General features: G+C 66.5%; 22 protein-coding genes, 4 tRNA genes and 1 pseudogene. 15 read left to right on the top strand and 12 right to left on the bottom strand.

Going from position 1 to position 20597, the window contains the following annotated elements; genetic code table 11:
- Window positions 1-130: 130 nt before the first annotated feature.
- From JF781_RS05595 to JF781_RS05580, 4 genes are all read right to left on the bottom strand, one after another.
- Window positions 131-1003 carry a hypothetical protein gene (locus tag JF781_RS05595; protein ID WP_224113137.1) on the bottom strand — a complete coding sequence of 291 codons (873 nt, stop codon included), beginning with the start codon at window positions 1001-1003 and terminating at the stop codon, window positions 131-133.
- Between the two features lie 247 nt (window positions 1004-1250).
- Window positions 1251-1327: transfer RNA gene (locus JF781_RS05590), tRNA-Phe, on the bottom strand.
- A 26-nt stretch (window positions 1328-1353) separates the two neighbouring features.
- Window positions 1354-1430: transfer RNA gene (locus tag JF781_RS05585), tRNA-Asp, on the bottom strand.
- A gap of 29 nt (window positions 1431-1459) precedes the next feature.
- A tRNA-Glu gene (locus JF781_RS05580) sits at window positions 1460-1532 on the bottom strand.
- Between the two features lie 124 nt (window positions 1533-1656).
- Between JF781_RS05580 and JF781_RS05575 the strand changes: the two genes are divergently transcribed.
- Window positions 1657-1732, top strand: a tRNA-Lys gene (locus JF781_RS05575).
- A 42-nt stretch (window positions 1733-1774) separates the two neighbouring features.
- Here the strand turns inward: JF781_RS05575 and JF781_RS05570 are convergent.
- Complete coding sequence (locus JF781_RS05570; RefSeq protein WP_225327818.1) at window positions 1775-2671, bottom strand: class I SAM-dependent methyltransferase; 897 nt, start codon at window positions 2669-2671, stop codon at window positions 1775-1777.
- A 119-nt stretch (window positions 2672-2790) separates the two neighbouring features.
- Here JF781_RS05570 and JF781_RS05565 point away from each other — a divergent pair, with 119 nt between their 5' ends.
- From JF781_RS05565 to JF781_RS05555, 3 genes are read left to right on the top strand one after another with little or no spacing between them, the layout of a single operon-like run.
- Window positions 2791-3291, top strand: a complete 501-nt coding sequence (locus JF781_RS05565; RefSeq protein ID WP_225327819.1) for a nucleoside deaminase — start codon at window positions 2791-2793, stop codon at window positions 3289-3291.
- A 39-nt stretch (window positions 3292-3330) separates the two neighbouring features.
- Complete coding sequence (locus JF781_RS05560; RefSeq protein WP_225327820.1) at window positions 3331-3738, top strand: metalloregulator ArsR/SmtB family transcription factor; 408 nt, start codon at window positions 3331-3333, stop codon at window positions 3736-3738.
- Between the two features lie 44 nt (window positions 3739-3782).
- A complete protein-coding gene (locus JF781_RS05555; RefSeq protein ID WP_225327821.1) occupies window positions 3783-3986 on the top strand; it encodes a zinc transporter Slc39a7 in 204 nt (67 codons plus the stop codon).
- Window positions 3987-4067: 81 nt separating this feature from the next.
- Here the strand turns inward: JF781_RS05555 and JF781_RS05550 are convergent, their stop codons facing one another.
- Window positions 4068-5126 carry an oxygenase MpaB family protein gene (locus JF781_RS05550; protein WP_225327822.1) on the bottom strand — a complete coding sequence of 353 codons (1059 nt, stop codon included), beginning with the start codon at window positions 5124-5126 and terminating at the stop codon, window positions 4068-4070.
- A gap of 66 nt (window positions 5127-5192) precedes the next feature.
- On the opposite strand from JF781_RS05550, the pseudogene JF781_RS05545 reads away from it, so the two are divergent.
- The 5 genes and pseudogenes from JF781_RS05545 to phoU form a co-directional block, all read left to right on the top strand.
- Window positions 5193-5832, top strand: a pseudogene (locus JF781_RS05545) (TetR/AcrR family transcriptional regulator); the annotation flags it as partial.
- Window positions 5833-5961: 129 nt separating this feature from the next.
- Window positions 5962-6984, top strand: coding sequence for an acyl-ACP desaturase (locus JF781_RS05540; RefSeq protein ID WP_225327824.1), 1023 nt, complete (start codon window positions 5962-5964; stop codon window positions 6982-6984).
- 7 nt (window positions 6985-6991) lie between these two features.
- A complete protein-coding gene (gene dusB / locus JF781_RS05535; RefSeq protein WP_225327825.1) occupies window positions 6992-8125 on the top strand; it encodes a tRNA dihydrouridine synthase DusB in 1134 nt (377 codons plus the stop codon).
- A 211-nt stretch (window positions 8126-8336) separates the two neighbouring features.
- A complete protein-coding gene (locus JF781_RS05530) occupies window positions 8337-10436 on the top strand; it encodes an LCP family protein (protein ID WP_225327826.1) in 2100 nt (699 codons plus the stop codon).
- Between the two features lie 58 nt (window positions 10437-10494).
- Window positions 10495-11163, top strand: a complete 669-nt coding sequence (gene phoU, locus JF781_RS05525; RefSeq protein WP_225327827.1) for a phosphate signaling complex protein PhoU — start codon at window positions 10495-10497, stop codon at window positions 11161-11163.
- A 79-nt stretch (window positions 11164-11242) separates the two neighbouring features.
- On the opposite strand, the gene pstB is transcribed toward phoU, so the two are convergent.
- The 6 genes from pstB to JF781_RS05495 all read right to left on the bottom strand — a co-directional run bounded on the left by pstB (window position 11243) and on the right by JF781_RS05495 (window position 17038).
- Window positions 11243-12019 carry a phosphate ABC transporter ATP-binding protein PstB gene (gene pstB, locus JF781_RS05520; RefSeq protein WP_225327828.1) on the bottom strand — a complete coding sequence of 259 codons (777 nt, stop codon included), beginning with the start codon at window positions 12017-12019 and terminating at the stop codon, window positions 11243-11245.
- A 12-nt stretch (window positions 12020-12031) separates the two neighbouring features.
- A complete protein-coding gene (gene pstA / locus JF781_RS05515; protein WP_225327829.1) occupies window positions 12032-12946 on the bottom strand; it encodes a phosphate ABC transporter permease PstA in 915 nt (304 codons plus the stop codon).
- Window positions 12943-13986 carry a phosphate ABC transporter permease subunit PstC gene (pstC, locus tag JF781_RS05510; RefSeq protein ID WP_225327830.1) on the bottom strand — a complete coding sequence of 348 codons (1044 nt, stop codon included), beginning with the start codon at window positions 13984-13986 and terminating at the stop codon, window positions 12943-12945. Before pstC ends, pstA begins: the two co-directional genes overlap by 4 nt.
- A 51-nt stretch (window positions 13987-14037) precedes the next feature.
- Window positions 14038-15162: a phosphate ABC transporter substrate-binding protein PstS gene (gene pstS / locus JF781_RS05505; protein WP_374109669.1), complete on the bottom strand. Its 1125-nt coding sequence runs from the start codon at window positions 15160-15162 to the stop codon at window positions 14038-14040.
- A 164-nt stretch (window positions 15163-15326) separates the two neighbouring features.
- A complete protein-coding gene (gene mshD, locus JF781_RS05500; protein WP_225327832.1) occupies window positions 15327-16253 on the bottom strand; it encodes a mycothiol synthase in 927 nt (308 codons plus the stop codon).
- Entirely contained in the window at window positions 16250-17038 is a 789-nt protein-coding gene (locus JF781_RS05495) for a response regulator transcription factor (protein ID WP_225327833.1), read from the bottom strand. Before JF781_RS05495 ends, mshD begins: the two co-directional genes overlap by 4 nt.
- Window positions 17039-17206: 168 nt before the next feature.
- On the opposite strand from JF781_RS05495, the gene lmeA reads away from it, so the two are divergent.
- From lmeA to JF781_RS05470, 6 genes are all read left to right on the top strand, one after another.
- On the top strand, window positions 17207-18019 hold the full coding sequence (gene lmeA / locus JF781_RS05490; RefSeq protein ID WP_225327904.1) for a mannan chain length control protein LmeA: 813 nt from the start codon (window positions 17207-17209) through the stop codon (window positions 18017-18019).
- 43 nt (window positions 18020-18062) lie between these two features.
- A complete protein-coding gene (locus tag JF781_RS05485; protein ID WP_225327834.1) occupies window positions 18063-18485 on the top strand; it encodes a co-chaperone YbbN in 423 nt (140 codons plus the stop codon).
- Window positions 18486-18490: 5 nt separating this feature from the next.
- Window positions 18491-18604 (top strand): Ms5788A family Cys-rich leader peptide, encoded by a 114-nt coding sequence (locus JF781_RS28685; RefSeq protein ID WP_374109668.1) that lies wholly within the window; start codon window positions 18491-18493, stop codon window positions 18602-18604.
- Between the two features lie 105 nt (window positions 18605-18709).
- Window positions 18710-19180, top strand: a complete 471-nt coding sequence (locus tag JF781_RS05480) for a DUF4395 domain-containing protein (protein ID WP_225327835.1) — start codon at window positions 18710-18712, stop codon at window positions 19178-19180.
- A gap of 37 nt (window positions 19181-19217) precedes the next feature.
- Window positions 19218-20051 (top strand): sulfurtransferase, encoded by an 834-nt coding sequence (locus JF781_RS05475; protein ID WP_225327836.1) that lies wholly within the window; start codon window positions 19218-19220, stop codon window positions 20049-20051.
- Window position 20052: 1 nt separating this feature from the next.
- The gene (locus JF781_RS05470) at window positions 20053-20355 is read left to right on the top strand and encodes a DUF1416 domain-containing protein (RefSeq protein ID WP_008263909.1); all 303 of its coding nucleotides are present in this window, start codon (window positions 20053-20055) and stop codon (window positions 20353-20355) included.
- Window positions 20356-20597 lie beyond the last annotated feature (242 nt).

Raw genomic sequence — 20597 nt, 5'->3', positions numbered from 1 at the left:
AGGTACTGGAATCGATAGCCTTTGGCACCGTGGTCTAGTACGGCCACCGGCGTAATTTAAGCGTCGCCGCCGGTTCCGCCATGCGACAGCGAAGCGTCGCGTGGCCATTGACGTCCGCGATAACAGCAATTCAGGCGAGGACATCGAGCAACCTCTCTCGATTAATCTTGACGAGTTCGACCGTGAAACGGTGCGCAGTCTCCGTCATCCCTGGGGCAGAAGCAAATAGGTCCTCAACGGTCCGCCGTTCAAGCGACAGTATCCGTTCACGCCAGTACTCGCGGGTGCTCGGTCCACAGAGTCTGATGGCGTCGCCTGCCAGGTCCACGAGTGTCTGCCAACGCGTGCCCTTGCGATGCTCAAATCGGCTCGCGTGCCCACGTTCTGCCCATTTCATCACTGTTCCGTCGCGTAAGTGCTCGGCGCGCAGTTCGTCGCTCAACGTAAAGCCGAGGCTAGCTGCGTGGTCGAAAGAGGGCTCGGATACGTCCGGCGGCGGCACAAGGACGGCCCAGTTGCGGTCGTGGCGATCTCCATGCGCGATCAACGCGTCAAACAGGAGATATCCTGCGAACGCATCGAAAGCCCGAAACGACGTAGGCATCGATGAGCCTGGCGGTGATCCAAACCGTGTGAGTGCCTGCCTGATAGAGCCGACATTGTATCCGCGCGCTTCAGGATCAGTCGGGTCGTAATCGATAACCACCTCTGGCATTAGCGCCTGCCCTGCCTGCAATTCCCACTCTGGCAATCGCACGTCTTCAACCAATGCGCCACGCACCCCGCCCCGAGTGGCTAGTTCGACCGTGGCCGCCGGCACTCCGACCAGCCGAGCCATCTCGCTTCCGAGCTTCTCCACAGTGTCTTCCCCGAGGGAACGATCGCGCTCTGGCCGTGCGGGTTTGAACAGCCAGGTACGCTCTCTCGACGGATGTTTGAGCCAGTCGTGCGGATGCTGGCCCTGGCTCTCGAGGCCAGCGACAGCCCAGTCGTCGGCAGCCACGACTGACCAGCGAACGGGCACGACGCAATTGTGCCTCGCAGGTGCTAGTGCAATCGCCACTGGCCACGCGCATGTCGCGTAGGGCTCCGCTCGAAGACAGCGGAGAGTCGAGGGGGACGGATCCGATACAGAGTTGGCAGCGACGGCACCTCGTTTTTGGCCCCATATTGGCCCCATCGCCGAGTCCGAATCGGTGATGACGAGTTCGTAGACAGAGCGAAAAGGGGCGCTGAAATGCACAGATACTTGGTGGCCAGGGGCGGGATCGAACCGCCGACCTTCCGCTTTTCAGGCGGACGCTCGTACCGACTGAGCTACCTGGCCGGAAGGCAGCGAGTGCCTCGCCGCGCTGGCGACCCTGACGGGACTCGAACCCGCGACCTCCGCCGTGACAGGGCGGCGCGCTAACCAACTGCGCCACAGGGCCTTGCTGCTGCTCCGCGTCACCGCGTCGCGTACCCCCAACGGGATTCGAACCCGTGCTACCGCCGTGAAAGGGCGGCGTCCTAGGCCACTAGACGATGGGGGCCAGAACCGAATCACTCCGGGGTACTCGCAACGTGGTTTCGTTGGGAGCCACGTCAGCTTAGGTCACGGTGTGCCCAATCCTCAAACGAGCCGGGTTTTCGGTCCAAGTATCCTGAATCTCCGCGGCCCCTATAGCTCAGTTGGTAGAGCTACGGACTTTTAATCCGCAGGTCCTAGGTTCGAGTCCTAGTGGGGGCACCACATCGCGCATGGCGCTCGCCGCGCGCGACCGATGACCGCTCATCACCCGAGCGCAGCGCTGCAGTACGTCACATCGGCGAAGGCCGCGGCGACGTCGTCGTCGGCGTAGGCGAATCCGTTCGCCGCGTGCAGCTCCGCGACCGTTGTCGAGGAGGTCTGCCAGCCGCGCCGGTTCAGGTGGTCGACGATATGGCTGCGCCGGCCGTGATAGACGAGGTCGTTGAAGTCGATCTCGAAGCCGAGTTCGCTCATCCGGTCGTGGTGGGCGCGCCACCGCGGGTCGGCGAAAACTGCAGTGTCGGGCACAAATTCGAAAGCGAGGCGGCTGCCGGGGGCGCTGAGCGCGGTGATGTTGTCGAACAGCGCGTCCTGAGCTTCGTCCGGCAGGTAGACCACCAAGCCTTCGGCGCTCCACGCCGAGGGGGCCTGCGGATCGAATCCCGCGGCCTGCAGGGCCGAAGCCCAATCGTCGCGCAGATCGACGGCGACGGTGCGCCGCTCGGCGGTCGGCTCCGCGCCCAGATCGCCCAGGGTCAGGGTCTTGAACTCGATGACCTCTGGCATGTCGACCTCGTAGACGACGGTCCCGGCCGGCCAGGGCAGGCGGTAGGCGCGGGAATCCAGGCCCGACGCCAGGATCACGGCCTGGCCGATGCCGCTGCGGGTCGCGTCCAGAAAAAACTGGTCATAAAATCGGGTTCGGCAGGCCATTCCCTGCGCCATCCGCTGGGGATCGAACTCGGTGTTCCCCTCGGCCGCGATTTCCCCGTTCACCAGCCGGACGTAGACGTCGATCCCGACCGCCCGCACCAGCGGGGCGGCATACGGATCGTCGATCAACTTCGCGTCGGAGGACAGCGCCCGCTGGGCGGCCACCATGGTCGCCGTCGCCCCGACGCTTGTCGCCAGGTCCCAACGATCACGATCGGTGCGCGCCATGATGCCCCTTCAGTCGGGTCCGAAAAAAGATAGACAATCTAGTTAACATCACAGGCTCGGTGCGGCACCGACAGGGCTACTCTCCGACTTATCTGCTCCCGTCCTGCACCGGAGGACCCGTGACCGACTTCGCTCAACGAACGATCGAACTGGCTCGTCGCAACGTGACCGATGGCGGCCGCCCCTTCGCCACGGTGATCGTCAAGGACGGCGAGGTGCTCGCCGAGAGCGCCAACCAGGTGGCCCAGACGAACGACCCGACCGCCCACGCGGAAATACTCGCCATCCGCGAGGCCTGCATGAAGCTGGGCACCGAACACCTCGTCGACGCCACGATCTACGTGCTGGCCCACCCGTGCCCGATGTGCCTGGGTTCGCTGTACTACTGCTCGCCCCGGGAGGTCGTGTTCTTGACCACCCGCGACAGCTACGAGCAGTACTACGCCGATGACCGCAAGTATTTCGAGTTGTCCACGTTCTATGACGAATTCGCGAAGGACTGGGACCGGCGGCGCCTGCCGATGCGCTACGACCCCCGCCAGGGCGCGATAGAGGTCTACAGGCTCTGGAACGAGCGCAATGGCGGCCGGCGCCAGACGACGGTCGTCCCGCCGGCCTGAGCCGCTTGGCAGCCCGCCGTCTTTCGCTAATATCTGCGTATGCATGCAGGTAATAGCAAAGGGCGCCTCCCCGACGACCAGGCAGGCCTGGTGGTCGAAGTCTTCCGGATGCTGGCCGATGCCACCCGCGTGCAGGTGCTCTGGTCGTTGACCGACCACGAGATGTCGGTCAACGAACTCGCCGAGCACGTGGGCAAGCCGGCGCCGTCGGTTTCCCAGCACCTCGCGAAGTTGCGGATGGCACGTCTGGTCCGCACCCGCCGGGAAGGCACCACGGTCTTCTACAGCCTGGAGAACGACCACGTCCGCCAGCTCGTCATCGACGCCGTTTTCAACGCCGAGCACGCCGGCCCCGGGGTTCCCGGTCACCACCGCGGTGACGACAGCCTCAAGGCGGTAGCCGGATCGTCGCCCACACCGAACCGACACCGCAGCGCCAGCCGCTGAGCGGGCCGGAAGCACAAGGCATTTCACCCAAGGAGGCATCACCGATGAGCGAAGAGCACACCCACGACGCGCCCCACGCGCACGCGCATCAGCACGGCGACGTGACGCACGCCCACGCGCACACGTCCCACGAGCATGACCATGTGGAGCACGAGCACTCCCACGCGCACGCCGACGGGACGCAACACAATCATCGGCACGTGCACCAGGCGGGACTCGAGGACGTTCACGCCCACGCCCACGCCTAGGGCGGACGGCGACCCAGCGGGCTCAGGGCACAATTGCCGTACTCCTTCACACCCCGGTCCGCGGGCTGCATCGTCGTACGGCTAAGACACCATCGGGCAGTAGTGCTTGGGATCCCCGCGCTCCTCGACGGGCGGCAGGTTGCGCGCCGGAGTTTGCACCAGCGGGGTATCGAGCGGGATTCGCCCGCTGGCGCGGTCCAAACCGGCACGGGCCCGCGGGTGCTTACGGAATCTGCTTGGCACCAGGGCAAATACGAAACGAACCAGGTCGCCAAAACGCCGGTGCAGCCACTCGTCGCGGCGCGACCATTGGTAGCCCATCAGCTCCCGCACCGGAGGGTCGTACAGGCCGACCGTCAGCCAGACGAAAAACGGGGCCATCAATTTGCGCTGCATGGCCCACAAGGGATCCGGAATCCATTGCGCGAAAGGCGGTTTGGGCAATACGCTCAGATCGAGCACGGCACGTGCGGCCTCGTTGCTCTCCAGCACGTTGCGGCACATGTGGTCCCAGTAGGCCTGGAACTCCTCCCACGACTTCGGCACGGGCCGCATGCTCATGCCGTACATGCGGTACCACTCGACATGTTCGTCGAACAGTTGACGCTTCTGCGCCTCGGTGATCCCGCCACAGAACCGTTCGGCCACGTGAATGGTGCCCATGAAGAAGGTGGAGTGCGCCCAGTAGAAGACGTCGGGGTTCAACGCGTGGTAGCGGCGGCCCTGGTCGTCGACCCCCTTGATGTCGGTGTGGTAATCGCGCACCTCGGCGCCGGTGACCGGTGCGCGGTCACCGTCGAAGACCACTCCCCCGATGGGATACAACGAACGCAGCAGACGCGGCCACCGCTCGCGGAAGAAGGTGGAGTGGTCGAGGACCGCCGCGCCCAGTTGGGGGTGCATGTTCTGCATCGATCCGGCCCACGGGCCCTGCAGCATGCCCCGCCAGTCCCCGAAATACCGCCAGGTCAGGGAATCGGGCCCCAGCGGTGCCGGCGGCGCCTCGTAGCCCAGGGGCGATACCGGGCAGCCCGCCGCGACGCCGCTGGACCCGTCGGTCGGTCCGGCCGAACTCGACTGCTCAGGGGCGCCGGTCGCGTCGCTGGTCAGGGGGTGCGATGCGGACGTATCTTGAGTCACTATTGGATTCCTGTAGGTATCTAAATTTTTGACTACGGCCGTTGTCATTTTCAGCTTAGGAGCGATGTGCAGACGGGTCAACGACGGGGGCGCTGGACCGGCGTCCCCTTGGAGAGTCGCCTCGCGCTTCGTCGTGACAACCTGATCAGCGCCGGCGTGCAGCTGCTCGGCGGTTCCGGGGGACCGGCGCTGACCGTGCGCGCGGTGTGCCGCAAGGCGGCGCTGACCGAGCGCTACTTCTACGAAAGCTTCGCCGACCGTGACGAATTCGTCCGCGCGGTCTACGACGACGTCTGCACGCGCGCGATGAACACCCTGACGTCGGCGACGACCCCGCGGGAGGCCGTCGAACGCTTCGTCGAACTGATGGTGGACGACCCCGTCCGCGGGCGGGTGCTGTTGCTGGCGCCCGCGGTGGAGCCGGTGCTGACCCGGTCGGGCGCGGAGTGGATGCCCAACTTCATCGACTTGCTGCAGCGCAAGCTGTCCCGGATCGGCGATGCCGTGCTGCAGAAGATGATCGCCACCAGCCTGGTCGGCGGCCTGTCGAGCCTGTTCACCGCCTACCTGCATGGCCAGCTCGGGGCGACCCGCAAACAGTTCATCGACTACTGCATCAACATGCTCTACATCACGGCGGCCCCGTACGTCCCCGCCGGAGAGCTCGGCAATTCGCAGTAACGGGTTTTCGATTGGGCCGCATCGGCAAGCCGTAAAACTGGGGGCTGATCGCGATGTCAAACCGTTATCAGCCACGCCTGATGAGGAACTTGCTGCTACCGAAGTACACAGATATATTGACTGCTACCCATCGACACAGATAACTGGAGGCCCTATGTCAGCCGAGCTGACAAACCTACAGCTGTTGCACGAACTCCAGCCGGCCGTCGAGAAGTACCTGAACCGGCACGAGAGCATGCACAAGAACTGGAACCCGCACGACTACATCCCGTGGTCGGACGGCAAGAACTACTACGCGCTCGGTGGGCAGGACTGGGAGCCGGGGCAATCCAAGCTCACTGACGTCGCCCAGGTGGCGATGGTCCAGAACCTGATGACCGAAGACAACCTGCCGTCCTACCACCGCGAGATCGCGATGAACTTCAGCATGGACGGCCCCTGGGGCCAGTGGGTCAACCGGTGGACCGCAGAGGAGAACCGGCACGGCATCGCGCTGCGCGACTACCTGGTGGTCACGCGCGCGGTCGACCCGATCGAGCTGGAGAAGCTGCGCATCGAGGTGGTCAACCGCGGCTTCAGTCCCGGCCAGAACCACCAGGTTCGGGAAGACCTGTTCGCCGAGAGCCTGTTCGATTCGGTCACCTACGTGACCTTCCAGGAGTTGGCGACCCGGATCTCGCACCGCAACACCGGTAAGGCGTGCAACGACACGATCGCCGACCAGTTGCTGGCCAAGATCTCTGCCGACGAGAACCTGCACATGATCTTCTACCGCGACGTCACCGAGGCCGGGTTCGAGATCGCGCCCAATCAGGCGATGAAGTCGCTGCACAAGGTGCTGCGCAACTTCCAGATGCCCGGCTACCAGGTGCCCGAGTTCCGGCGCAAGGCCGTGATGATCGCCGTCGGCGGCGTGTACGACCCACGCATCCACCTCGACGAGGTCGTCATGCCGGTGTTGAGGAAATGGCGCATCTTCGAGCGCGAGGACTTCACCGGTGAGGCCGCCGCCTTGCGCGACGATCTGGGTGTGCTGATCAAGGAGCTCGAGCAAACCTGCGACAAGTTCGAGGTCTCCAAGCAGCGCCAGCTCGACCGTGAAGCCCGCACCGGCAAGAGGACCACGGCAGCCGAGCTGCATCAGACCGCGGGCACGCTGACCATGAGCCGGCGGTAACCAAGCGGTGCGCATCGGTTCCATCGCGCTCGCCAGCCCGGTGGTACTGGCACCGATGGCGGGCGTTACCAACGTCGCATTCCGGACGCTGTGCCGTGAGCTGGAGCAGTCCAAGGTCGGCACCGTCAGCGGACTCTATGTCTGCGAGATGGTGACCGCCCGCGCGCTCGTCGAGCGACACCCGGTCACCATGCACATGACCACGTTCGCCCCCGACGAGTCGCCCCGCTCGCTGCAGCTCTACACCGTCGACCCCGCGACCACCTACGCGGCCGCCAAGATGATCGCCGACGAAGGCCTGGCCGATCACATCGACATGAATTTCGGCTGCCCGGTGCCCAAGGTCACCAAGCGCGGGGGCGGCTCGGCGCTGCCCTACAAGCGGCGGCTGTTCGGCCAGATCGTCGCCGCGGCCGTGCGCGCCACCGAGGGCACCCCGATACCGGTGACCGTGAAGTTCCGCATCGGCATCGACGACGAGCACCACACGCACCTCGATGCCGGACGCATCGCCGAAGCCGAGGGCGCCGCCGCGGTCGCGCTGCACGCCCGTACGGCGGCGCAACGCTACTCCGGCACCGCCGATTGGGACGAGATCGCCCGCCTCAAGCAGCATGTGCGCACGATCCCGGTGCTCGGCAACGGTGACATCTACGATGCCAGCGACGCGCTGACGATGATGGCCGCCACCGGATGCGACGGCGTGGTCATCGGCCGCGGCTGCCTGGGCCGACCGTGGCTTTTCGCCGAGCTGTCGGCCGCGTTCACCGGCAGCCCACCGCCCACCCCGCCCACGCTGGGCGAGGTCGCCGACATCGTCCGCCGGCACGGGCAGCTGCTGGCCGCGCACTTCGGCGAGGACAAGGGCATGCGCGACATCCGCAAGCACATCGCCTGGTACCTGCACGGGTTTCCGGCCGGCTCCGAGCTGCGCCGGGCGCTGGCGATGGTCAAGACGCTCGACGAGCTGGACAGCCTGCTCGACCGGTTGGACGGCAGCGTGCCCTTCCCGGACGAGGCGAGCGGCCCCCGGGGCCGGCAGGGTTCACCGGCGAGGGTCGTGCTCCCGGAAGGCTGGCTGGACGACCCCGACGACTGCACCGTGCCGGCCGGTGCCGACGTCATGCATTCGGGCGGCTGAGTCCACCGGCTCGAGATCGCTTCCGGGCCGATAACTCAGTACGATGTGGGCTTTGTTGCGTGCGCTTGGATGGCGGATGAGTTTCCTGCCGCCGCACGGGCGCGACGAAAAAACGGTTGGCACGCCCCGCTGCGCCCCAAAAGCGGCGCTGCGCTGCCACGACGCACGGACACGATGACGTCTGCATCAGAGCTTCGGAGGCCGGTAGGACATGAGTGACGGCGAGCGCGACGCCACTCGTAACGGTCGGCACGCACCGGGCGAGGCTCACGCCCAACCGATCCCAGCCGGCCCGTCGCCGAGCTTGGGCGCCGCCCCCTGGGAACGATTCTTCGAACCACCGCCCGACGACAACCTCCACCGATGGCAGCCAGAGGCCGCCGTCGCGCCTGCCGCGCCTGCCGCGCCGCAGGAAGACGACACCGAGCACACGGGAAGCCACGCCGCGGGCGGGGTCAGCGTCGCCGATCTGATCGCCAAGATCGGCGCCCCCGACCGGCCCGTTCACCGACGCGCCGCCCCCGAGCCCGAGCCCGAATTTTTCGAGCCCGAATCCGAAGTCTTCGAGCCCGAACCGCCGCTCGAGATGCAGAAGACACAGGTCATCGACGACCTCGCCTATTCCTTCGACGCGGTCTCCGAGCTTCGCGAGCTCATGGACGCCGACTACCCGAGCGACGACGACCCCGGCGAGCCGCCTTCCGACGCGGTCGACACCGCCGCCGAGGAGCCCAAACGCCGCCGCCCGATGCTGCTGGCCGGACGCTCGATAGCGGCGCTGGCCGCCGTGCTGGCCCTGGTGATGACCGGCGGGGCATGGCAGTGGAGCACGTCGAAGAACGCCAGGCTCAACACCATCAACGCGCTCGACCCGCACTCCGACGACATCCGCGACGCGAACGGGCAGTACGGCGACGAAGACTTCTTGATCGTCGGCCTTGACTCGCGCGCCGGCGACAACGCCAACATGGGCGCCGGCGACACCGACGACGCCGACGGCGCCCGCTCGGACACCGTGATGCTGGTCAACATCCCGGCCAACCGCAAACGCGTGGTGGCGGTGTCCTTCCCGCGCGACCTGGCGATCACCCCGATGCAATGCGAGGCCTGGAACCCCACCACCGGCAAGTACGGCCCGCTCTACGACGAGAAGACGCAGACGTGGGGACCGAAGATGGTCTACACCGAGACCAAACTGAACTCGGCGTTCGCGTTCGGCGGTCCGAAGTGTCTGGTGAAGGAAATCCAGAAGCTGTCCGGATTGAGCATCAACCGCTTCATCGCCGTCGACTTCTCCGGGTTCGCGAAGATGGTCGACGCCCTCGGCGGCGTCGAGGTGTGCTCGAGCACCCCGCTGCACGACTACGAGCTGGGCACCGTGCTCGAACACGGCGGCCGCCAGGTTCTCGACGGCTCCACCGCGTTGAATTACGTGCGGGCCCGCCAGGTCACCACGGAGATCAACGGGGACTACGGCCGCATCAAACGCCAACAGTTGTTCCTGTCGTCGCTGCTGAGGTCGTTGATCTCGGCGGACACATTGCTCGACCTCAACAAGCTCAACAACGTCGTCAACATGTTCATCAGCGACACCGTCGTCGACAACGTGAAGTCCAAGGACCTGGTGCAGCTCGGTCAGTCGCTGCAGGGGATGGCGGCCGGCCACGTCACGTTCGTGACGGTGCCGACCGGCGTCACCGACCAGAACGGCGACGAGCCGCCGCGCATGTCCGATATGCGGGCGCTGTTCGACGCCATCATCAACGACGATCCGCTGCCAGAGGAAAACGACCAGAACGCAAAGAATTTGAGCGCCTCACCTGGTTCGGGCACGACGACGGGAGCGTCGAAAGCCCCGACCACCAGGAAGCCGTCCCCGACGCCGGAGGCTCAACACGAGCAGGTCACCACGACCTCGCCAAGCGGTGTGACGGTACGAGTTTCCAACGCCACCACGCAGACCGGTCTGGCGGCAACCGCAACCACCCAGCTCAAGCGGGACGGCTTCAACGTGATGACGCCCGACGATTATCCGAGTTCGGTGACCGCGACGACGGTTCTGTTCTCGCCCGGCAACGAAGAGGCCGCGGCCACCGTGGCGTCCTCGTTCGCCAATGCCAAGGTTCAGCGGGTTTCCGGCTACGGGCAGGTCGTGCAGGTGGTACTGGGCCCGGACTTCAAGTCGGTCACCGCTCCCTCACCGAGCGGCTCGCCGATGAGTTTGCAGATCGAACGCGGCTCGAGCAACGCGCCGGCCAAGCTCCCCGAGGACCTGACCGTCACCAACGCGGCCGACACCACCTGCGAATAAGCGTTTTTGACGGCGCTCCGCGGCCTGTCTCGGACGCGGGGAACGTATCCTTGACGACATGCGAACCGCCTACCACGAGCAGCTCTCGGAGTTAACCGAGCGGCTCGGCGAGATGTGCGGCTTGGCGGGAATCGCCATGGAGCGGGCCACCCAAGCCCTGCTGCAGGCCGACTTGGTGCTGGCCGAACAAGTGATCTCCGACCACGAAGCGATCGCCGCGATGAGTGCGCGCGCCGAGGAAAGCGCCTTTGTGCTGCTGGCGTTGCAGGCGCCGGTCGCCGGCGATCTGAGGTCCATCGTGAGCGCCATTCAGATGGTCGCGGACATCGACCGCATGGGTGCGCTGGCGCTGCACGTCGCCAAGATCGCCCGGCGGCGGCATCCCCAGCACGCGCTGCCCGAAGAGGTCAACGGCTACTTCGCCGAAATGGGCAGCATCGCAGTCGAATTGGGGAACAGCGCCCAAGAGGTGGTGTTGTCGCGCGACCCGGAAAAGGCGGCCCGGATCCGCGAAGAAGACGACGCGATGGACGACCTGCACCGGCACCTGTTCTCGGTGCTCATGGACCGGGAATGGAAGCACGGCGTGGCGGCGGCCGTCGACGTGACGTTGCTGGGCCGCTTCTACGAGCGTTTCGCCGACCACGCTGTCGAGGTGGCCAGGCGCGTCATTTTCCAGGCCACCGGCAGACTGCCCGAGGAAGAAGCGAAACCGCCCTCGCAGTAACCGCGAGCTGCTTCGTCGTCGGGCTGGTTCGATCGCCCAACTCCTCACACCTCGCTCCGCGAGCTGCTTCGTCGTCGGGCTAGCCGAAGCGGCCGGAGATGTAGTCCTCGGTCGCCTTCTGATTCGGGTTCGAAAAGATCTTCTCGGTGTCGTCGACCTCGATCAGCCGCCCCGGCTTTCCGACGGCTTCCAGGTTGAAAAACGCGGTGTAGTCGCTGACCCGGGCCGCCTGCTGCATGTTGTGGGTGACGATGACGATGGTGTAGGCCTGCTTCAGCTCGCTGATCAGCTCTTCGATGGCCATCGTCGAGATCGGGTCCAGCGCCGAGCAGGGCTCGTCCATCAGGAGCACATCGGGCTGCACGGCGATGGCCCTGGCGATGCAGAGCCGCTGCTGCTGCCCGCCGGACAAACCACCGCCCGGCCGGTCCAACCGATCCTTGACCTCGTCCCACAGGTTCGCCCCGCGCAGCGAGTATTCAGCCGTCTCATCGAGCACCTTGCGATTGCGCACCCCCTGCAGCTTCAGGCCGGCTACCACGTTGTCGCGAATTGACATGGCGGGGAACGGGTTCGGACGCTGGAACACCATCCCGATGGCTCGGCGCACGCCGACCGGGTCGACACCGGCGCCGTAGATGTCCTCGTCGTCGAGGAGCACGCTGCCCTCGACGCGACCGCCGGGCACCACCTCATGCATGCGGTTGAGGGTGCGCAACACCGTCGTCTTGCCGCAACCCGACGGACCGATGAACGCGGTGACGCTGCGCGGCAAAACCGTCAGCGTCACCTCCGCGACGGCGTGAAACGACCCGTAATAGATGTTGACGCCCTTGAGGTCCAACCGTTTGGCCACTACTGCTCCTGCCTATGACTTTCTGGCGCCAAGGAATTTCGCTATCACTCGAGCCACGATATTGATCGCGGCGATCACCAGGATGAGGGTTAACGCGGCCCCCCACAACCGATCCGTGGGGATGGGGTTGAGGCCCGCGCCGGCCGACGTCTGGTTGTACATCATGCCTGGCAGCGTCCCCATGAAGTCGCTGAAGATATTGAAGTTCATCGACTGGGCATAACCGACGAGGATCAACAGCGGCGCCGTCTCCCCCATCACCCGGGCCATCGCCAGCAAGATCCCGGTGACGATGCCGGACAGCCCGGTGGGAATGACCACCCGGACGATGGTCTTCCACTTGGTGATGCCCAGCGCATAGCTGGCCTCGCGCAGGTCCACCGGAACGATCCGCAGCATTTCCTCGGTCGCGCGCACGATCACCGGAAGCATCAGCAACACCAGCGCCAGCGATACCGCGAACTCGGAGCGGGGCAGGCCCAGCGTGGCCACATACAACGCATAGATGAACAGCGCCGCCACGATCGAGGGCACCCCGCTCAGGATGTCCACCATGAACGAGGCCAACCGGCCCAGCGCGGTGCCGCCGCCGTATTCGACCAGATAGATCGCGACCATGAGACCGATCGGGATGGAGATGACCGCGCACACCGATCCCTGCAGCACGGTGCCGACCAGCGCGTGGTAGGCGCCGCCGCCGGTCACGAAGGCCGTCATCCCGGCTTGCGAGTGCGACCACCACACGGTTGAGGTGATCGCCTTGAATCCCTTGACGGTCACCGACCACAGCACCATCACCAGCGGCGCCACGGCCACCAGCAACGCCAATGAAACCAACACGGTCGCAACACGATTCGCGGTACGACGGCGCCGCGAAAGCGGGGAGAACGTCCGCGACTTGAGCGGGCGGTCCAACATCGACGTCATCGGGCGGCCTTTCGGCCGGCCCCGGCGACGGCGCCCCGGGCGAGGGCGTCGACCAGGAAGGTGAGCACGAAGAGCGTCAGGCCCGCGGCGATGTACGCGCCCGACTTGAATCGGTCGTCGAATTCCGCCGCGGCGCCCGCGATCGTGGTGGCGAAGGTCGAGCCGCCGTCGAACAGCGACCAACCGAACGCCGACTGGGTGCCCCGCAGGATGATCAGCAGCGCGACCGTCTCGCCCAGCGCGCGGCCCAGCCCCAGCATCCCGCCGCTGATGTAGCCCGACCGCCCGAACGGCAGCGTGACGGTCTTGACCACTTCCCACCGGGTGGCGCCGAGCGCGAGCACCGCCTCGATCTGGTCCTGCGGTGTCTGGATGAACACTTCGCGGGTGACGGCGGTGACGATCGGCAGAATCATCACCGCCAGGACAATGCCGCCGGTGAAGATGGTGCCGCCGCCGGCGGCCGACGCGTTGCCGTCGGCGAACAGGAAGCACCAGCCGAGGGAGCGGTTGAGCCAGGTGGCGAGGGGCCGCAGCTGCGGCGCCAACACGTACAGACCCCACGCGCCGTAGATGATCGAGGGAACCGCGGCCAGCAGATCGACCGCGTAGGCCAGCGGCGTCGCGATCCGCCGGGGCGCGTACTGCGTGATGAAAAGGGCGACGCCCAGCGCGACCGGCATGGCCAAGGTCAACGCGAACAGTGACACGAATACGGTGACCGGCAGCAGGCTGGCGATCCCGAAATGCATCGCCGACGTGTCGGTGGTGACCCAGTTACCGCCGTAGCTGAAGAAGTTCTCGCGATTGCGCTGCAACGCCGGGGCCGCGCGCCCGAGCAGGAACACGGCGATCGCGGCGATCACGACGACGATCAGCACACCCGAGGCCTGCGCGAGCCACCGGAATACCCGGTCTCCCACATGCGGTCGCCCCTCGCCCCAGGGGCTGGTGGGTGCCGTCGACGACTCGGGAAACGACGCGGCAAGGACGGCGCCCGAGCCTGCGTCGATTGGGTTTGGCCCTGAAAACCCCGTCACCGCGATCCCGCCACAGTTCTGCTGTCGCCCCTTGGAACCCGATTCACCTGGTCACTGCAGCGCATCGATCGCGGCGACCAGTCGTTCCTTGACCTTATCGGGCAACGGAATGTAGCCGGCCGAGGAAAGTTCGGCCTGGCCGCTGGTGGCGGCCACGGAGAGGAACGATTTGATCGCCCCGGCGGTATCGGCGTCGTAGCCCTTGGAACACACGATCTCGTAGGTGACGAGCACCAGCGGGTAGACGCCCGGCTCCTGCGAGCCGTACATGGCGTTGAGATCGAGCAACAGGTCGTTTCCCTCGCCGAGGAATTGGGCCGCCTTGATGGCGTTTTCGGCCGTGTCGTTGGTGAGCGGGACAATCCCGCCGCGGGTGGCGATTTTGGCGTAGGACATGCCGGCCTGGTCGGCGAACCCCTTCTGGACGTATCCGATGGCGCCCGGAATGGTCCGCACCGCCTGAATGACCCCGGACGACTTCGCCGCGCCCTCGCCGACGCCTCCCTGGAATTCCGTGCCGACCCCCTTGGCCCAGCTCTGCGGTGCGGCGGCGGTCAGATACTTCTGCACGTTGTCCGTGGTTCCCGACGAGTCCGACCGGTAGATCGGTGTGATCCTGGTGTCGGGCAGCGCCACACCCGGGTTGAGGCCGGCCAAGATGGGGTCGTTCCACGTGGTGATCTTGCCGGTGAAAATCTTGGCCACCGCGTCACTGCTGACCACCAGGGCGGGATTCCCCGGCAGGTTGTAGGCGAGCGCGATCGGACCGAACACCAGGGGCAGGTCCCATGCCGGGTTCCCGCCGCACCGACTGGCGGCGGGGCCGATCTGCTCGGCGACCAACGGAGAATCGGCTCCCGCGAAATCCACGTGCCCGGCGATGAACTGCTCGCGGCCGGCGCCCGACCCGGTCGGGTTGTAGGCCAGACCCTTGCCCGGGCAGTACTGACCCCACACCTGGTTGAAGACCGTGATCGCGTTCGCTTGAGCGGTCGAGCCTTCCGCCGTCAGCTTGTTCTTACCGCCGCACCCCGCGCTACCGGCGCCGCCGGTGATGCTGGGCGCCGCTGCGCCGCGGCGGTTCTCATCGCTGCCGCAAGCGGACAGCGCCATGGCGCCGAGTGCCGTCGCCAACAGCACCGCGGCCAGCGCCCTGGCCTGCCTGTCGAGCTTCACCGATCTCGCTTTCATGACGACGTTCAAGACGCATGTGGGCGCCGCTGGCCATCCCCTCTCAGGTTGCCAAGTCGCGGCGAAACTATGCGCCGGCCGGCGCACGGCAACGTCTCGGTAGCAAGGACCAGGTTAACGATGCGGGTGGATGCCGCTCGTACCCGCGGTCAGTTGGCCGCGGGTACGACCGCGTATGCGGTGTCGACGCTGTAGGTGGTGAAACCCAAGCGCTGGTAGGTGCGCACGGCGGCGACGTTGTCCGACTCGACGTAAAGCATCACGGTGGGATCGGTGGCGTCGGCCAGGCGGCGGGCCAGCCATTCGACGCCGACGGCGGTCAACGCCTGTCCCAGTCCGCGGCCCTGCGCCGACGGATCGACACCCACGACGTACACCTCGCCCAACCCGGGCCGATCGAGGTGCACCTTCGTCCAGTGAAATCCCAGCAGCCTGCCGCCCTGATCGCCCTCGGAGTCATCGACCGCGAGAAACAAACCCGTTGGGTCGAACCACGGTTCGTCGCGCCGCTCCGCCAGCTCGACTTCGGTCCAACCGCCCTGCTCGGGGTGGTAGGCGAACGCGGCGTTGTTGACGCGCAGTAGCTCGGCGTCGTCGGCCGGGCCCGCATAGGTGCGGATCCGCACCCCGGGCACCGAGGGCGCGGCATCGGGGAGATCGCGCAGCGAGCGTCGCATCTGCATCAGTTCCCGCACGGGCGTCAGGCCCAGCGCGGACGCGGTCGCGCGGGCCGGCTCGAGCGTGCCGTGCGCCCAGAATCGGTTGCCCGCACCGGTTTTGGTCAGCGCCGCGCGAGCCAGCGCGGCCCCGATGCCGCGACGACGGACCCGAGGGTGCACGACGAGCTCCGCCATCCCGGTCTCCCCGTCGCGGGGCGGGCTGAGATTGAGATAGCCGATGATCACACCGTCGTCCGAGGTGCTCAGCAGATGCTCGGTGCGGTCGTGTCCGAGTTCGCGCAGTACCTGCTCGCCGACGGGCGCCACCCCGTCGAATTCCGTTGCCGCACTGATGAGTTCGCGCACGCCCCGCTGTTCGTCGTCGGTCAGCGTCCGACGCCAGTCAGGCGGGGTCACTGAGTGCGCAACGGATCGACCAACGGATCTTGGACGTCCTCGGAGTCGGATTCCGAACCGGATTCGGCGCCGTCCGCGCCGTCGGGATCTGAGGGGTCGGCCGCCGGGGCGCGGCCGCGCGCCGGGCGGACCGCCTTGTAACCCACGTTGCGGACGGTGCCGATCAACGCCTCGTGCTCGGGGCCCAGTTTGGCCCGCAGCCGGCGCACGTGCACATCGACCGTGCGGGTGCCGCCGAAGAAGTCGTATCCCCACACCTCGTGCAGCAGCTGCGCCCGTGTGAACACCCGCCCGGCGTGCTGGGCCAGGTATTTGAGCAGCTCGAATTCCTTGTAGGTGAGATCGAGCGGCCGCCCGCGCAGCCGGGCGGTGTAGGTGCCTTCGTCGATCACCAACTCGCCCAGGCTCACCTTGCCGGCGCTTTCCTGGTCCGCGAGCCCGCCCCGGCGGCCGACCACCAGCCGCAGTCTCGCGTCTATCTCGGCCGGTCCGGTGGTGGGCAGCAGGATCTCGTCCAGGCCCCAGTCGGCGCTGATGGCCACCAGGCCGCCTTCGCTCACCACGGCCAACACGGGAACCGACCGTCCGGCGGTGCTCAGCAGGCGGCACAGGCCGCGCGCGGACGACAAATCGGTGCGCGCATCCACGATCACGGCGTCCGCCGTCCCGGCCTCGAGCAGCGAGGCCGGTTCAGGCGGCGCCGTCCGCACGGCATGCGGAAGCAGCGACAACGAGGGCAGGACCGGATCGGGATGCAGCTCCGAGGTCAGCAGTAAAAGCTCCAACTAGTCCCTCCAGCTCGGGGGAACGGCATCTCCCAAATTCACAACGCCATCACGCGTTAGTTACCAGGTCATCTAACGATAACGTGATACCTGGTGTTTTCGCGTGGCAGACGAGCCAGTGTGAGCCCCGCCACGGGCGATCCGGTGCCGCCGGGGTTACGCCACAATATGCGGGTGCGCAAGGTGCTGATTGCTGCGACCGCGACCGCGATCCTGGTGGCCGTGGTCACCCTCGGTGCGATCGGGGTCGACTACGGCACCAGCATCTATGCCGAATACCGGCTCTCGGCCAGCGTGCGCAAGGCGGCCCAGCTTGGCAGCGACCCCTTCGTGGCCATCGTGGCGTTTCCCTTCATTCCGCAGGCCGTGCGTGGCAACTACAGCCAGGTGGAGATCAAGGCCAACGCCGTCGAACACGCGATGACCGGCAAGGCCACCCTCGAGGCCACGATGTATTCGGTCGATCTCACGCATGCGTCGTGGCTGATCAGTCCCGAAGCCAAGCTGGCGGTGGACAAGCTGGAAAGCCGCATCATCATCGACTCGACCCACCTGGGCCGATACCTGGGCATCAGCGACCTGATGGTCGAGGCCCCGCCCAAGGAAACCAATACCTCCACCGGCGGCGTCACCGCGTCGGGCATCTCCGACAGCCACGGGCTGGTGTTCACCGGCACACCCAAATCGTCCGGCTTCGATCGCCGGGTCAGCGTCTCGGTCGACCTTTCCATCGCCCCCGATGACCCGGCGACGCTGGTCTTCACCCCCAAAGGCGTGCTCACCGGACCGGACACCGCCGACCAGACCGTCCCCGCCGACAAGCAGGACGCGGTGCTGCACGCCTTCGGTGGCCGGCTTCCCGACCAGCGGCTTCCCTTCGGTGTCGCGCCCACCACCGAGGGGGCGCGGGGCTCCGACGTCATCATCGAGGGCATCACCTACGGATTAACGGTGTCCCTCGATGGGTTCAAACGGTCATGACGCACGCTGACGGCGCCGCCGGGCGCGACGAGGAGTGGCGCCCGTGACGACGGTCATCGTGGTCACCGTCGCCGCGCTCGCCGCCGCGACCCTCGTCGGCTGGCTGTTGACCCGCCGCTCCGGCGGCATCCGGGAAATCGATCCCGGGCCGGATCACGACACCGCCGGCGACATCGCAGCGCTGAGACTTTCGCGCAGCGGACCGACCGTCGTGCATTTCAGTGCCCCGTGGTGTGGGCCGTGCGACCGGGTGCGCCGGGTCGTGGTCGAGGTCTGCGACGACCTGGGCGGGGTGTCCCACGTCGAGGTCGATCTGGACGCCAATCCGGAGACCGCGCGCCGTTATTCGGTGCTGTCCCTGCCCACCACGTTGATCTTCGACATCGACGGGCGGCAGCGGTACCGGACCTCCGGAGTGCCGAGCGCCGCCGACCTGCGGTCCGTCCTGAAACCGCTGTTGGCTTGACCGCGGTGTCATTGGGTAAGCTGACCGACGTGTTAGCCCGCCTCGAGCCCATGCTCACCAAGCGTCGCGCAGTTGAACTGTGCCGCACCGCGGGCTGTTGTTGTTGCTGTTGCTGCTGAGTAGCCGCGCTGTCGCGTAGCACTCGGAGCGGCCCCGGATCCCGACCGTGGCGCGTCTCCCATCGTCGTTTCCATGAGCAACAGAGGTATTCGAGGAGTAACACCTTGCCGAGCAGCAACACCGCCACGCAGCCCGACCTCGTCGACGTGCGTGGGCCACGCTTCGCCGCCTGGGTGACGACCGGTGTCTTGCTGCTGGTGCTGGTCGTGTCGGCGGCCAGTCCACCGGCGGCGGCGGCAATCCTGGCCGTCCAGGCCGTCATCTTCGCCATCGGCGCTGCCGGCGGGCCGCGCAAGCATCCCTACGGCCGGATATTCGCCGCCGTCGTCGCGCCCCGGCTGGGCCCGGTGCAGGATCGCGAACCCACCGCGCCGCTACAGTTCGCCCAGCTCGTCGGCCTGATCTTCGCCGTGCTGGGGACCGCCGGCTTCGCCGCCGGCGCCGTCCTGTTCGGCGTCATCGCCACGGGGGCCGCCCTGGCGGCCGCGTTTCTCAACGCCGCATTCGGCATCTGCCTGGGCTGCCAGCTCTACCCGCTGGTGGTCCGCTTCCGGAGCATCGCGCGTCGCACCTGACCTGCTGTAACCAAAAGTGATTGAAAGGACCCATTCCATGGCACGCTCCGACGTCCTGGTCTCGACCGACTGGGCTGAGAGCAATCTCGACGCCTCAGGCGTCGTCTTCGTCGAAGTCGACGAGGACACCAGCGCTTACGACGCCGGCCACATTCCCGGCGCGATCAAGCTGGACTGGCGCTCCGATTTGCAGGACCCGGTCAAACGCGACTTCGTCGACGCTCAGCAGTTCTCGAAACTGCTCAGCGAGCGGGGCATCTCCAATGACGACACCGTGATCCTCTACGGCGGCAACAACAACTGGTTCGCCGCTTACGCGTACTGGTATTTCAAGCTGTACGGCCACGAGAAGGTCAAGTTGCTCGACGGCGGCCGCAAGAAGTGGGAGCTCGACGGCCGCGCACTGTCCAGCGACACCGTCAGCAGGCCGGCGACGTCGTACACGGCGGCCGCACCGGACAACAGCATCCGCGCGTTCCGCGACGACGTCATCGCGGCCATCAACGTCAAGAACCTCGTCGACGTGCGCTCCCCCGACGAGTTCTCCGGCAAGATCCTCGCCCCCGCGCATCTGCCGCAGGAACAAAGCCAGCGGCCCGGCCACATCCCCGGCGCCATCAACGTGCCGTGGAGCAAGGCGGCCAACGAGGACGGCACCTTCAAGTCCGACGAGGAGCTGGCCGCGCTATACGCCGCGGCCGGCCTGGACGGCAACAAAGAAACGATCGCCTACTGCCGTATCGGCGAGCGGTCGTCGCACACCTGGTTCGTTCTCTACGAATTGCTCGGGCACAGGAATGTCAAGAACTACGACGGCAGTTGGACGGAATACGGCTCCCTGGTGGGGGCCCCGATCGAGTTGGGAAGCTGATATGTGCTCTGCACCGAAGCAAGGACTGACGTTGCCCGCCAGCGTCGACCTGGAAAAGGAAACCGTGATCACCGGCCGTGTGGTGGACGGCGACGGCCAGGCAGTGGGGGGCGCGTTCGTCCGCTTGCTGGACTCGTCGGACGAGTTCACCGCCGAGGTGGTGGCCTCGGCCACCGGTGACTTCCGGTTCTTCGCCGCACCCGGATCCTGGACGCTGCGCGCACTGTCGGCGGCCGGCAACGGGAACGCCGTGGTGACGCCGTCGGGTGCGGGCATCCACGAGGTCGACGTCAAGATCGCCTGATCGACCAGCTGCCCGCGACCGGGACGCGACGAGGCGAATAGACTTGCCCCCGTGGTGCTGTTCTTCGAGATCATGCTGGTTGTGGCGGTCGTGGTGATTTCATGGTTCGCCCTGTACACCCTCTACCGGCTCATCACTGACGAGTCGTGAGCCGCGCCGGCGACGATCCAGAGCGCAGCGATGGGGAGGAGCGGCGCAGATGAACTCCGCCGGCGACGATCCAGAGCGCAGCGATGGGGAGG

This window comes from Mycobacterium sp. WUMAC-067 (assembly GCF_020217485.1).
Classification (GTDB): domain Bacteria; phylum Actinomycetota; class Actinomycetes; order Mycobacteriales; family Mycobacteriaceae; genus Mycobacterium.
The sequence above is the reverse complement of the archived record's forward strand: the minus strand, read 5'-3'. Positions and strand labels throughout refer to the sequence as shown.

What these genes read in the sequence shown, in the direction of transcription:
- JF781_RS05470 (WP_008263909.1), top strand. Translation starts at nt 20,053, where the DNA reads ATGTGCTCTGCACCGAAGCAAGGACTGACGTTGCCCGCCAGCGTCGAC.
- phoU (WP_225327827.1), top strand. Translation starts at nt 10,495, where the DNA reads ATGCGAACCGCCTACCACGAGCAGCTCTCGGAGTTAACCGAGCGGCTC.
- JF781_RS05475 (WP_225327836.1), top strand. Translation starts at nt 19,218, where the DNA reads ATGGCACGCTCCGACGTCCTGGTCTCGACCGACTGGGCTGAGAGCAAT.
- JF781_RS05540 (WP_225327824.1), top strand. Translation starts at nt 5,962, where the DNA reads ATGTCAGCCGAGCTGACAAACCTACAGCTGTTGCACGAACTCCAGCCG.
- pstA (WP_225327829.1), bottom strand. Translation starts at nt 12,946, where the DNA reads ATGACGTCGATGTTGGACCGCCCGCTCAAGTCGCGGACGTTCTCCCCG.
- lmeA (WP_225327904.1), top strand. Translation starts at nt 17,207, where the DNA reads ATGCGGGTGCGCAAGGTGCTGATTGCTGCGACCGCGACCGCGATCCTG.
- JF781_RS05570 (WP_225327818.1), bottom strand. Translation starts at nt 2,671, where the DNA reads ATGGCGCGCACCGATCGTGATCGTTGGGACCTGGCGACAAGCGTCGGG.
- JF781_RS05560 (WP_225327820.1), top strand. Translation starts at nt 3,331, where the DNA reads ATGCATGCAGGTAATAGCAAAGGGCGCCTCCCCGACGACCAGGCAGGC.
- JF781_RS05555 (WP_225327821.1), top strand. Translation starts at nt 3,783, where the DNA reads ATGAGCGAAGAGCACACCCACGACGCGCCCCACGCGCACGCGCATCAG.
- JF781_RS05530 (WP_225327826.1), top strand. Translation starts at nt 8,337, where the DNA reads ATGAGTGACGGCGAGCGCGACGCCACTCGTAACGGTCGGCACGCACCG.